The 13,033-nt window shown below is 41.0% G+C and carries 13 protein-coding genes and 1 tRNA gene; 13 read left to right on the forward strand and 1 reads right to left on the reverse strand.

Going from position 1 to position 13,033, the window contains the following annotated elements; all coding sequences use genetic code 11:
- Positions 1 to 56: 56 nt before the first annotated feature.
- Complete coding sequence (eno, locus tag WDB87_RS07185) at positions 57 to 1,355, forward strand: phosphopyruvate hydratase (RefSeq protein WP_337849457.1); 1,299 nt, start codon at positions 57 to 59, stop codon at positions 1,353 to 1,355.
- 220 nt (positions 1,356 to 1,575) lie between these two features.
- On the opposite strand, the gene mutH is transcribed toward eno, so the two are convergent.
- On the reverse strand, positions 1,576 to 2,247 hold the full coding sequence (gene mutH, locus WDB87_RS07190) for a DNA mismatch repair endonuclease MutH (protein WP_286245002.1): 672 nt from the start codon (positions 2,245 to 2,247) through the stop codon (positions 1,576 to 1,578).
- Between the two features lie 565 nt (positions 2,248 to 2,812).
- Here mutH and rppH point away from each other — a divergent pair.
- The 12 genes from rppH to WDB87_RS07250 all read left to right on the forward strand — a co-directional run bounded on the left by rppH (position 2,813) and on the right by WDB87_RS07250 (position 13,017).
- Positions 2,813 to 3,331: an RNA pyrophosphohydrolase gene (gene rppH, locus WDB87_RS07195; protein WP_004586239.1), complete on the forward strand. Its 519-nt coding sequence runs from the start codon at positions 2,813 to 2,815 to the stop codon at positions 3,329 to 3,331.
- A gap of 29 nt (positions 3,332 to 3,360) precedes the next feature.
- Positions 3,361 to 5,625, forward strand: a complete 2,265-nt coding sequence (gene ptsP / locus WDB87_RS07200; RefSeq protein ID WP_337849458.1) for a phosphoenolpyruvate--protein phosphotransferase — start codon at positions 3,361 to 3,363, stop codon at positions 5,623 to 5,625.
- 71 nt (positions 5,626 to 5,696) lie between these two features.
- Complete coding sequence (locus tag WDB87_RS07205; RefSeq protein ID WP_337849459.1) at positions 5,697 to 6,506, forward strand: sulfite exporter TauE/SafE family protein; 810 nt, start codon at positions 5,697 to 5,699, stop codon at positions 6,504 to 6,506.
- 10 nt (positions 6,507 to 6,516) lie between these two features.
- Complete coding sequence (lgt, locus tag WDB87_RS07210; protein ID WP_286244999.1) at positions 6,517 to 7,320, forward strand: prolipoprotein diacylglyceryl transferase; 804 nt, start codon at positions 6,517 to 6,519, stop codon at positions 7,318 to 7,320.
- 11 nt (positions 7,321 to 7,331) lie between these two features.
- A complete protein-coding gene (locus WDB87_RS07215; RefSeq protein ID WP_337849460.1) occupies positions 7,332 to 8,183 on the forward strand; it encodes a thymidylate synthase in 852 nt (283 codons plus the stop codon).
- Positions 8,184 to 8,202: 19 nt separating this feature from the next.
- Positions 8,203 to 9,081, forward strand: a complete 879-nt coding sequence (gene galU / locus WDB87_RS07220; protein WP_286244997.1) for a UTP--glucose-1-phosphate uridylyltransferase GalU — start codon at positions 8,203 to 8,205, stop codon at positions 9,079 to 9,081.
- 379 nt (positions 9,082 to 9,460) lie between these two features.
- A complete protein-coding gene (locus WDB87_RS07225; RefSeq protein ID WP_286244996.1) occupies positions 9,461 to 10,153 on the forward strand; it encodes an SPOR domain-containing protein in 693 nt (230 codons plus the stop codon).
- A gap of 83 nt (positions 10,154 to 10,236) precedes the next feature.
- Positions 10,237 to 10,776: an SPOR domain-containing protein gene (locus tag WDB87_RS07230; protein ID WP_337849461.1), complete on the forward strand. Its 540-nt coding sequence runs from the start codon at positions 10,237 to 10,239 to the stop codon at positions 10,774 to 10,776.
- A gap of 72 nt (positions 10,777 to 10,848) precedes the next feature.
- A complete protein-coding gene (locus tag WDB87_RS07235) occupies positions 10,849 to 11,442 on the forward strand; it encodes a FlgO family outer membrane protein (protein WP_286244994.1) in 594 nt (197 codons plus the stop codon).
- Positions 11,443 to 11,455: 13 nt separating this feature from the next.
- Positions 11,456 to 12,148, forward strand: coding sequence for a FlgO family outer membrane protein (locus WDB87_RS07240; RefSeq protein WP_286244993.1), 693 nt, complete (start codon positions 11,456 to 11,458; stop codon positions 12,146 to 12,148).
- Between the two features lie 8 nt (positions 12,149 to 12,156).
- The gene (locus WDB87_RS07245) at positions 12,157 to 12,834 is read left to right on the forward strand and encodes a FlgO family outer membrane protein (RefSeq protein WP_337849462.1); all 678 of its coding nucleotides are present in this window, start codon (positions 12,157 to 12,159) and stop codon (positions 12,832 to 12,834) included.
- Positions 12,835 to 12,942: 108 nt separating this feature from the next.
- Positions 12,943 to 13,017 (forward strand) — tRNA-Arg (locus tag WDB87_RS07250).
- The last annotated feature ends 16 nt before the right edge of the window (positions 13,018 to 13,033 follow it).

The following is a 13,033-nucleotide window of genomic DNA, read 5'->3' on the forward strand; positions in this document are numbered from 1 at the left end:
ATAAAACGTAGTAAAGTTAGCTGAACTCACCATTTTGGGAATATAGAGGAATCAAGATGTCAGAAATCGTAAAAGTAATTGGTCGCGAAATTATGGACTCGCGTGGTAACCCTACTGTTGAAGCTGATGTATATTTAGCTGATGGTTCTTGGGGCCGAGCTGCCGCTCCTTCAGGTGCATCAACAGGTACTCGCGAAGCACTAGAGCTACGTGATGGTGACAAAGCCCGTTACTTAGGTAAAGGCGTATTAAACGCTGTTGGTTTTATTAACAACGAAATTGCTGATGCGCTAAAAGGCCAAAATGCATTAGAGCAAAGTGCTGTAGATAAAGTAATGCTAGATTTAGATGGCACTGAAAATAAAGAAAAACTAGGTGCAAATGCTATCTTAGCAGTATCACTAGCGACTGCAAAAGCCGCTGCACAATTTAAAAAAGTTGAGCTGTACGAGCACATCGCAGACCTAAACGGTACACCAGGTGTTTACTCAATGCCATTACCTATGATGAACATTATCAACGGTGGTGAGCACGCAGATAACTCTGTAGATATTCAAGAATTTATGATCCAACCTGTTGGCGCTGCAAACTTCCGCGAAGGCCTACGCATGGGCGCTGAAGTATTCCACAGCCTTGCTAAAGTATTAAAAGCAGACGGCCACTCTACTGCGGTAGGTGATGAAGGTGGTTTTGCACCAAACCTTGCATCAAACGAAGCGGCACTTGCTGCTATTAAAACAGCTGTAGCAAACGCAGGTTACGAGCTAGGTAAAGATATTACACTGGCTATGGACTGTGCAGCATCTGAGTTTTACGACAAAGAAGCAAACATTTACGACCTTAAAGGTGAAGGTAAAAAGTTCACTTCAGAAGAGTTTAACTACTTCTTAAAAGAGCTAACTGAGCAATACCCAATAGTATCTATTGAAGATGGCTTAGATGAGTCAGATTGGGATGGCTTTGCACACCAAACTAAATTAATGGGCGATAAAATCCAATTAGTAGGCGATGATTTATTTGTAACTAACACTAAGATTTTAAAACGCGGTATTGATAACGGTATTGCTAACTCAATCCTAATTAAATTTAACCAAATTGGTTCACTAACTGAAACGTTAGCAGCAATCAAAATGGCTAAAGATGCAGGCTTTACGGTTGTTATTTCGCACCGCTCTGGCGAAACAGAAGATGCAACAATTGCTGATTTAGCAGTGGGTACTGCTGCAGGTCAAATTAAAACAGGTTCATTGAGCCGTTCTGATCGTGTTGCTAAGTACAACCAACTTCTTCGCATTGAAGAAGCGCTAGGCTCTAAAGCACCTTACAATGGTCTTAAAGAAGTTAAAGGCCAGTAATAGTTACTTTAACCTTAGTTAAGGTAACTATTTAAGTTGATATATAAATCCCCGCACAAGCGGGGATTTTTTTATGCCTGCTAAGCTAATTTAAATAAGTTATAACTTTTAGGCGTTTAGCCCCTAAAAATGATTAAGTATTATTGCGGATTGGTATAACCCCTGTACTATTTGCGTTAGTGGCATATAAAAAAGTAGTGAGCTTAGCTTATAAACGTTATTAAAGCTGAAACTGCTGTTTTAAAATAGCCCCAGTAAAACTGGTTTTTAAATAAAAACCACGGGGTAAGGTTTTTATAATTTGACCATTTGGGCCAATGGCATCGGTGACAATTTTGCTATTCGCGGCTTTTGGACGAATTTGCATTGCATCCCCTAAATGGCCTGATATCTCATCCACTCGCCCAAGTGCAATCAATTCCATTTGTTCTTCCCAGTCTCGTTGTAACAGCGCATCTTGCTCAGGTGTTGGTTGCCACAAAAAACCACTGCCTATGGTTCTATCAAATGGTGCAATATCGCGTTCACTCAATATAGGCAGCCATAAAACATGATTTAACTTTTTACGCACAGCGCTTGTATGCCATGTCATCCCGGTTACGCCTATAAGGGGGGTCACCGAAACAAAAGTGGTTTCTAAGGGTTTTCCTTTATACGAAATTGGCAGTGTTTTTAATTCAATGCCTAAATCTTCAAAGTCGGGAAGGGGTTTCGAGCCTGCAGTAGCACCTAATACGTATTCAATAAGTTGTCCGGTCCAGCCTTTTTCGCGTAATAGATCGTCAGGGGTTTTAAAACTGTATTGAGAGGCTAGTTGGCCTAATGTTAATCCGGCAATAGCATTAACGCGTTGCATTAAGTCATTAATTGAATGGGGTTTTGTTGGTCGCATGCTACTCATTTATCTTGAATAATTAACAGCGCCATGATAGCAAAACCCCACTGAGGTGGATATCTTTGCTTTTGGTTGTTTTTTATACGCACTGTGTGTGGTGCTATTTTGCTCACTCAAAAAAGTCACAATTTAACTGTAAGTGACTGACAAGCTTTGATATTTTTACTCAACTTATTCAGTTTTAATTAAGTTAGTAAATTCTACATGGGATAAATACAACAATATAAACATGTTTATCCACAGAATCTGTGGAGAAAGCGAGTATTTAGATCTTCTATTGTGGACTTGTTTGCAAAATAGCCTTGTTTATAAAAAGTTATACACAAGCTGTGAGTAAATAGCACTAAATATAATAATCAAGGCATAGCTTTACTTTTTTTGCTAAAAGTTGCGTGAATTAAGGGTTATTTTATCCTTGTAATTACTCAGTGCTAATTTAACGTTAAGTCGTTATGCACAGTGTAAATAGTAAACTTACTATTGGCTGGGGATAATAGTGTTTGCCGAATTGCAGCTAATGTGGAACAATCATTAAAAATCGACTTACAAATGAGGCACTAAGGTGATTGATGCCGAAGGTTTTCGTGCCAATGTCGGAATTGTAATTTGCAATAATCAGGGACAGGTTTTTTGGGCTAGACGTTACGGTCAACATTCTTGGCAATTTCCCCAAGGTGGTGTTGATGACGGAGAAACACCCGAACAAACCATGTACCGTGAATTACACGAAGAAGTAGGTTTGCGACCAGAAGATGTAGAAATAGTTGCAAGCTCAAAACATTGGTTACGCTATAAATTACCCAAGCGATTAATTCGCCGCGACTCTAGTCCGGTGTGTATTGGGCAAAAACAAAAATGGTTTTTATTAAAACTGCGTTGTAAAGATGAAGATGTAAACTTGCTTAAAACACATCATCCCGAGTTTGATGATTGGCGCTGGGTGAGTTATTGGTACCCGGTAAGGCAAGTAGTGTCGTTTAAACGCGATGTATACAGACGGGTGATGAAAGAGTTTGCACCCTTTGCTATGCCTTTTAATAAAAGAGAACATCATAAAGAACAGTGGCGACACAAAAGGTAGTAGCATAATTATAAAATAAGGAGCAGGTAATGCTGGCAACACTTAGAACTATTGCTGAGTCTGTTTCGCAACAAGCGAATTTAGACAGTGCCTTAGTGTGCTTTGTGAAAATGGTTAAAGAGGCCATGAAAACCCAGTGCTGCTCTATTTATTTTGCCGACTACAGCCAAGATAACTTTGTACTTATGGCAACCGAAGGCCTAAACCCCGATGCCGTTGGTAAGTTTAGAATTGGTTTTACCGAAGGGCTTGTTGGTTTAGTCGCTCAGCGTGAAGAGCCCATTAATATTGCTTTTGCAAAATCTCATCCGCGTTTTAAGCTCTCCCCTGAAGTAAACGAAGAAGGTTACAATGCCTTTTTATCTGTACCTGTGGTGCATCAAAAAAAGGTATTGGGCGTTATTGTTGTACAACAAAAAATGGCGCGGGTTTTTAGCCAAGACGAAGAGTCGTTTTTAATTACGCTTTCGGCCCAGCTGGCCTCACAACTTGCGCATGCTGAAATAAAAGAGCTTTTACGCCAAGACGAATCATCACACCAAACCTCAGTGCTCAAAGGGGTGTCGAGTGCGCCAGGTATTGGGATTGGGCAAGCCTTTGTGGTACTCCCTAAGCTTGATTTTAAATCTATAGAGCTAAAAAAAGACCCAAATAGTGCCGAGCAGAAACGTTTGTTTACACAAGCTGTTGCAGCTACCCGCAAAGAATTTAATACCCTATCGATGACCTTGAGTGACTCAATCCCGCGAGAAGCACTTGCAGTATTTGATGTATACCAACAATTACTTGATGCCAAAAGTTTAGGCCACAATGTTGAGGTACAGTTACAAGAGGGCTGGTGTGCAAAAAGTGCCTTAAAAATTGTTATTGAGCGGCTTATTTCACAGTTTAATGCTATGCAAGACCCCTACATTAAAGAGCGTGCCGTTGATGTAAAAGATATTGGCCTCAGGGTATTACACCACCTTGTAAACACAGAACACGCAGTAAAAGATTACCCGCCCAATACCATATTAATTGCTAATACCTTAACGCCCGCCATGCTGGCTGAAGTACCTAATGGGCATTTAGCCGGCGTTGTTAGTGTGAATGGCTCAGCCAATAGCCATGCCTCTATATTAACCCGTGCTATGGGGATACCGGCTATTTGGGGTATTGAAGATTTACCCTTATTGCAATTTGATGCCAAACCAATGATATTAGATGCCTTTGCTGGGCGTTTATATATTTCTCCTTCGCAGGTATTACTCGATGAATACGCACAGTTAAAGCACCAAGATAAACTACTCAATAACCGATTTTTAGCAGAGCAAAGTGCGCAGTCGGTTACCTTAGATGGTGAGCAAATAAATTTAATGCTAAATGCAGGGCTTGAGCTTAATACTGAGCAAAGCAGTGCGCATATTTGCGATGGGGTAGGGCTTTATCGTACCGAAGCATGGTTTATGCAAAAGGGGCAATTTCCATCGCAGGCTGAACAAGAAAACTGGTATAGGGAAGTGCTAAAAAGTTATCACCCAGCGCCTGTGATTATGCGCACCCTAGATATTGGTGGTGATAAAGTTTTAGATTACTTTAATATTACCGAAGAAAACCCCTTTTTAGGGTGGCGCGGCATACGCATAAGCCTTGATCATCCAGAGCTATTTTTAGATCAGCTCAAAGCCATGTTAAAAGCAAACATAGGCTTAGGTAATTTAAAAATAATGCTGCCTATGATTAGCGGCACAGAAGAAGTAGACGAAGCGCTTGCGTTATTTGAGCAAGCTTATTTTGAATTAAGCGAAAAGTGCCCAAATCAAAGTTTAGAGCGCCCAGAAGTAGGCATTATGCTTGAAGTACCCTCGAGTATATTTATGCTCGATGAGTGGGCAAAAAAAGTCGACTTTTGCTCAGTAGGCAGTAACGATTTAACGCAATACTTACTTGCTGTCGATAGAGCAAATGCGCGCGTTGCTCAGTTATTTAACCCATACCACCCCGGTGTGTTAAGGGTATTAAATAAAGTAGCTAAAGAATGTAATAAACACAGCTTACCTTTTAGTTTATGTGGCGAGCTAGGTGGCGAGCCAGAGGGCGCAATTTTACTTATTGCCATGGGCTATAGGCATTTAAGTATGAACATGTCGTCGTTAACTAAAGTAAAGTGGATTTTAAGACGCTTAAACATCAACGATATGCAGCAGTTACTGGCAGAGTGCTTAGTGCAATCAAACGCTAAACAGGTACTGCGCTTAACGCGTAACTTTATGATTGAACACCAATTAGGCGATCTATTCTACACCGCTAAATAATGCAGCGCTAAAGATGCTATTAACTTTATAATCCTTTACTATAGGCATACGAAAAGGTATTTGAGAACACTATGTATGACTTAGCTTTACTCGTGGCCAGTTGTGCGCTACTCGGCTGTGTAGTTGGCTTTTTAGCAGGGCTATTAGGGATAGGCGGCGGTTTAATTATTGTGCCTGTTTTAAGTAGCTTATTACTAATGTTTGATGTTACTTCACCTGATCACGTATTAGTTATTTCTATTGCTACTTCGCTTGCCTCTATTTTATTCACATCTACTTCTTCAGTAATGGCTCATCATAAAAATGATAATGTACCTTGGCAAATTGCGCCTTGGGTAATGTCGGGTGTAGGCTTTGGTGCGTTAATAAGTGGATTTGCCGCAAGCTTAATACCCGAACAAGCATTACGCAGTGTGTTTGCAGTGAGTGTTGTGTTTATTGCCGGCAGAATGGTGTTGGCATCACGCAGTAAACCGCTTAAAGAAAAATCGTTACCGAAAGGGCCAATTTTAGGAAGCATTTCTGCCCTTATGGGGGCGCTTTCTGGTTTAATAGGTATTGGCGGCGGCGCACTTATTGCTCCTATGCTAAATTACTTTTCGGTTGATATAAAAAAAGCGATAGGGTGCGCATCAGCATGTGGCATTGTTATCGCGCTATTTGGCTCTATTGGTTATATAAGCGCAGGGTGGCAGGTAACCGATTTAGCGCACGGGTTCGCAGGGTTTGTATACTTACCTGCATTATTTGGTATTGTAATAACATCGTGGTTTGTGGCGCCTTTAGGGGCTAAAGCAACTCATTATTTACCTGTTACTATAATAAAGAAAATTTTCGCGGTGTTGCTTGTGCTCATCGCACTTAAAATGGTTTTTAGTTAAAGGTTAATTTATGGCACTTGAGTTTCCTCAAATCGATCCAATCATTTTTTCTGTTGGACCGCTAAGCGTACGTTGGTACGGTTTAATGTATTTAATTGGTTTTGCATTTGCGATGTGGTTTGCTAATCGTCAAGCCGAAAAACCTAACTCTGGTTGGACTAAAGAGCAAGTAAGCGATTTGCTTTTTTACGGCATGCTAGGGGTTATTTTAGGCGGTAGAATTGGCTACGTATTGTTTTATCAGTTTAGCTACTTTTTAGAAAATCCATTTTATTTATTCAGAATCGACCAAGGCGGAATGTCGTTCCACGGTGGTACGTTAGGTGTAATAACCGCTATTATACTTTTTGCAAAAACCCGTAAAAAATCACTGTTTGCAGTGGGCGACTTTGTCGTGCCGCTTGTACCTGTGGGGTTATTAGCAGGGCGTATTGGTAACTTTATAAATGGCGAACTATGGGGCCGCGTAAGCGATGTGCCATGGGCAATGGTATTTCCAACGGGTGGGCCGCTAGCGCGTCACCCATCACAGTTATACGAAGCCTTTTTTGAAGGGCTAGTCCTGTTTTTAATTTTAATATGGTTTATTAAAAAGCCTCGTCCTGCAGGCAGCGTAGCCGGTGTATTTTTATTAGGGTATGGCGTATTTAGATTTTGTATTGAATACTTCCGCCAACCCGATGCGCAGCTTGGCCTATTTGCCGATTTTATTTCAATGGGGCAAATACTCTCGTTACCTATGATAATTGGTGGCCTGGGGCTATTAATTTGGGCGTATAAAAAACCGCAACCTGTAACAGCAGCAAAGGCATAGTAAAACATAACATGAAACAATATTTAAAATTATGTCAGCGCATCGTTGACGAAGGTGTATGGGTAGAAAACAAACGCACAGGCACGCGTTGCTTAACCGTTATTAATGCCGATTTAGAATACGATGTAGGTAATAATAAATTTCCTATGATCACCACCCGTAAAAGTTACTACAAAGCCGCTATAGCCGAGCTTTTAGGCTATTTGCGCGGGTACGATAGCGCAGCGCAATTTCGCGATATAGGCTGTAAAACCTGGGATGCAAATGCAAACGATAATAACGCATGGCTAAATAACCCTAATCGTAAAGGCGAGGACGACATGGGCCGCGTTTATGGCGTGCAAGGGCGCAATTGGCAACGCCCAGATGGCTCAACGCTCGATCAGCTTGCTAAAGTAATAAATAACTTAAAAAACGGGATTGATGACAGAGGTGAGATAATTACCTTTTATAATCCTGGTGAATTTGAGCTTGGTTGCTTGCGCCCATGTATGCACACGCATACGTTTTCGCTGCTTGGCGACACGCTGTATTTAACATCGTATCAGCGCAGCTGCGATGTGCCTTTGGGCCTTAATTTTAATCAAATTCAGTGTTTTGTATTACTGGCATTAGTAGCGCAAATTACCGGCCATAAAGCAGGCAAGGCGTATCATAAAATTGCGAATGCGCACATTTACGAAAACCAGTTACCGTTAATGCGCGATGTACAGTTAAAGCGTGAGCCGTTTGAATCACCACAATTAAATATTAACCCAAACATAAAATCACTAGAAGATATAGAAACATGGGTAACACGAGACGATTTTGAAGTAGTAGGCTATCAATGCCACGAACCAATCCAATATCCGTTTTCAGTATAATAAGATTAAGGAGAACAAGATGAAAGCAGTGATCCCAGTAGCAGGTCTTGGAACGCGTATGTTACCAGCCACAAAAGCTATCCCTAAAGAGATGCTGCCTGTGGTAGACCGTCCGCTTATTCAATATGTAGTAAATGAAGCGGTGGCAGCAGGCGTTAAAGAGATTGTACTTGTAACGCACTCAAGTAAAAACTCTATCGAAAATCATTTTGACACCAGCTTTGAGCTAGAAGCTACGCTTGAAAAACGCGTAAAGCGGCAATTACTTGCCGAGGTGCAGGCAATTTGTCCTAAAGATGTAACCATTATTCATGTACGCCAAGGCGAAGCCAAAGGTTTAGGCCACGCAATTAATTGTGCAGCGCCAATTATTGGCAACGAACCGTTTGTCGTTATTTTGCCAGATGTTATTGTTGATGACGTAGAGAGCGACCTTAAAAAAGACAACCTAGCAGAGATGATCGCCCGTTTTGAACAAACGAAGCACAGCCAAATTATGGTTGAACCAGTACCAATGGACGAAGTAGACAAATTTGGTGTGGTTGATTTAGGTGACGTAGAGCTACACCAAGGTGAAAGCTCGCCAATTATTAACATGGTAGAAAAACCGCCAGTCGATGAAGCACCTTCAAACTTATCGGTAGTAGGGCGCTATGTATTAAGCGAAAACATCTGGCCACTGCTTGCTAAAACGCCGCAAGGGGCTGGCAACGAAATTCAACTTACAGATGCAATTGCCATGCTAATGCAGCAAGAAAAAGTAGACGCGTACGCCATGAAAGGCCGCAGCCACGATTGTGGCAGCAAAATAGGCTACTTAAAAGCAACGATAGAATTTGCGCTGCGCCGCGACGAGTTTAAAGATGATTTAAAAGCATTTATTAAATCATTAATTTAAGTTTTATTAAATTACCCACCAAGGCGCCTGTTTAGGCGCTTTTTTAGTGCTAAATTATTAATGCCACCATGAGCATAGCTTTACTTAGTTTTAACGGCGCAAGCAATAAAGATGGTCTACGCTTATTTATGTTCTGAATTTGACTTGCGTTATATAGCAACATAACGTAATTTATATTGTAAAGTTTATGTTAATTGGCATTGAATTTGTATTAAAAGCCAAACTCACGGAAGGGTCATGTTAATTTTATCTATGCAGGTAAGTTAGCGTGCGAGAGCAAAAATCGCTCATTGTTTAAATTGCTAAGTTAAACGCTTTCTTGTGAGAATGTTTAACTGAAATGTAAGTGCGTAGGCACTGCTTTCAGGATAACGGGTACATGCTTAAATTAAAAAAATACTATAAACACTTTTTTGTATGCCTTTTTACGCTTACGTTTGGCACGGCGTGCTCTATTACGCCTACTGCTCAACCTGCTGTTGATAATGAAATACCTAACACTACGCCCGATTACGTATCGATAACTGCACTAGAGCTTGCCCAATTAAAAGACGCCGCCATGCAGTGGCAGCAAGCGCGCGCCGGTATAGAGCGTATTTTAAAGCTTGAAAAAGAAATTACTTATCTTGTAAATCATATAGATATAATAAACTCTAAGGCCATTGCTCAATCGAGTGCTAACCAAGGTTACAGCAGCCGTTATACTCGCACGCCTTCGCGTACAACACGCAATAAACCACGCCCCCAGCAAACCTATAAAGCCGTTAAAAATAAGCAAACGGTAAAGCTTAATACCCCAAAACATGTATTTGCATTGCAAGTTGCCTCGGTCGACTCTAAGCAAGATGTAACAAAAGCCTGGCAAGAATTAAATACCAAAGCAGCGCCACTATTTAGAGATAAAATATTAACCAACGTAGAAACCGCAAAAGTGAATAACAAAACCTTTTACCGCTTAAAGCTTGGCTCTTATAAAAACTTTAAAAATGCCAAAGCCGACTGTGAAGTATTTAAAATGTATAAGCTTGACTGCATAGTAAGTAATTATACCGACAAGCCAATTAAACTTTAAAGCTGATAGCTCGAGACCGACTTGCTAAGCATTGATTGACTGTTAAAATAGCGCCCACTCTTACCCAAATTAACAACATACTTATGCTGCACTACAAGGATTTTTTAGCGACATTACTTTTAGGCTTTGCATTAGCAAACAGTGCTCTTGCACTTGCAACACCCCAAAAGCAGGCGGTGCTTATTAAAAAGGATGATTTAGCTGCACTTAAAGAATCTGCCCAGCAGTGGCAACAAACTCAGCCCCAACTAGAAAGGCTGTTAAAGTTAGAAAGTGAATTACAGCGCACTGTCGATAAATTAAAACAACTTAATACACAGCCAGAACAAGAGCAAACCCTGCTAACTAACCACTTGTCATCAATTGATATGAATGCGTTATTTTCAGTTCAAGTAGGGGCATATAAAAATAAAGCGCTACTTGAAGCGGCTATAAAGCAATTTCAATCGGCCTCAAATAAGCTTGAAGTAAATACCGAGCAAGTACTCATCGAGCAGCACACATTTTATAGGTTAAAGTTGGGTGCGTTTAAAACAAAAAAAGCAGCTGAAGATGCATGTAAGTCATTAATAAAAATTAATAACTGCTTTGTCACTTACTATGTAAAAACGCCTCAAAGTTAATAAAAACGCCTTAAAGTTAACTAGGCATAATAATTGCTTTATCCTCGATATGTTTTAAAGAGGACGGCAACTATGCGCCTTTTACTGCCTTTAGTATTGTTAAATTTAACCGCTTGTAATTTGGTTCCACCGCCTGAGCCGAGTGTGCCCACTGACGCACCAAAAGCAGCCATGGCGCCTTATACTGTTAACGAGTATGTAGCAAATTTAACCTCACAACTTAATCATGTAAATGGGGCTTTAAATGCCAATGCACGTATTGGTGTAAGCAGCTTTTATTACGCAGATGCATTAGATACAAAACTAGTAGCAGGGCAGGCTTCGGGTTTGAGTTTACAAATTCAAGAAAGCTTATTAACGCAATTTACCCAGCTTGGCTATCATACCGTTGAGTACCGCCTTGGCAATAACCTTATATTAGCGCAAAACGCAGACAGCATATTAAGCCGCGATTTAAGTAAATTACGCAACCGCCAAAATATTGACTTAGTCATCACCGGCACTGTAACGCGCCAGCAGCATGCTTATATAGTTAATGCACGACTCGTTAATATTGAAAATAAGCAAGTCCTGTCGGCAGGCAGCACAGAGATCCCTATAAATGTAATGTGGGGAAGTGAAAAAATTCAGCAGCGCGACGGCTCTTTGTACCGCAGCGAATATTAATCAGGAGCACACAATGAGAAACCTATTAATTACCCTATGTTTGCCATTAGGCTTTGGCTGTTCGCAAATGTTAAATTCGCTACATTCAGAGCCGGAGCAGGTTGAGCAAGACAATGCAGCCCAGCTTGTTTCAGAGCAACGTGTGGTAAAAGCACCTGCGCCTAGTGAAGCGCTATTTCAGTCTAATTTAAACAAGCAAAGCAACTACACCAAAAGTGCCCCTGCAAAACGCAAAAATATAAACCATTATGTGCGCGGCATAATGCAAGACATGGTCGAAAACCTGCAATACGTAAACGACAAAACGCCACTTGCCGTTTCTAGCTTTGTGTTTTTAGATGATGATTACAGCGATGGAAGCCTATTAGGTAACCAAATAGCCGAAAGCTTTATGCACGAACTACATAGTTTTGGTGTGCCGGTTATCGATTTTAAAACCACCGATTATATGCGAGTAACCCCCGCAGGCGACTTTGTATTTAGCCGCGACTACCTAGAGCTAAACCAAGATCAAAACTTTAATTACGTATTAGCAGGAACACTTGTGAGCCACCAAGGTGGTGTACTGGTAAATGCACGTATAGTGGGCATTAAAAGTAAAGCGGTAGTGGGCAGCGCGCAAGGGTTTATCCCGCAATCAGTGGTTGATGCGCTAAACAGTAGTTATCGCACCGACGGAATTATGCTTAAACAAGCCAGCGAGTGAGGTTGACCATGTTTTACAAACTATCTGCTATAGCGGGGCTAACTGCAACGTTAGCATTAGCTGGCTGTTCAATAACGCAAAATAATGAGCACAACGAAAACATTAACACACGCTCAGATTACACCGTGGTAACGCAAAACAGCCAACCCACGCCAGTGTATGCCAACCAATCTGTGCAGCAACAAAGTGAGTACGACACAGCAAGGCAGTTTACACCGCTTAAACACCACAAAACACTGGCAAACTATGTCGAGCAAATGGCACTTGATTTAGTTGATACGCTTGAAGCCGAAGCGCCCGATAATAACAGCATCAACATAGCGGTTACCACCATTGTAGATTTAGACGCATCGCTCAATAAAAGTAATCAGTTGGGTAATCAATTAGCAGAGACGTTTATTCATCAGTTGCAAAAATTTGGCTACGGCGTGGTAGATTTTAAAACCATGGACAGCATTGATGTATCAAACAGAGGCGACTTTGTGTTATCTCGCGATATAGAAAAGCTAAGCGAAAGCAGCATGGCTAACTACGTATTAGCAGGTACGTTAATTTACCGCCCAAATGGCGTAGCAGTAAACACCCGCGTTATAAATGTTCACAGCAAACATATTGTAGCAAGCAGCCGTAAACTCATACCGCTTTACGTGCTAAACAAAGAAGATATATATTTATCAAGCAATTAAGTTAATTTTAGCTTGATATGAAAAACAAGATGCCGTTATAATTTTTGTAAGCTGTAAGCTGTAAGCTGTAAGCTGTAAGCTGTAAGCTGTAAGCTGTAAGCTCGATGCGGCCTCTTAGTTAAATGGATATAACGGCCCCCTCCTAAGGGGCAGTTGCAGGTTCGATTCCTGCAGGGGCTACCAATAAAACAATGGGTTA

Source organism: Pseudoalteromonas sp. C12FD-1, assembly GCF_037414265.1.
Lineage (GTDB): Bacteria > Pseudomonadota > Gammaproteobacteria > Enterobacterales > Alteromonadaceae > Pseudoalteromonas.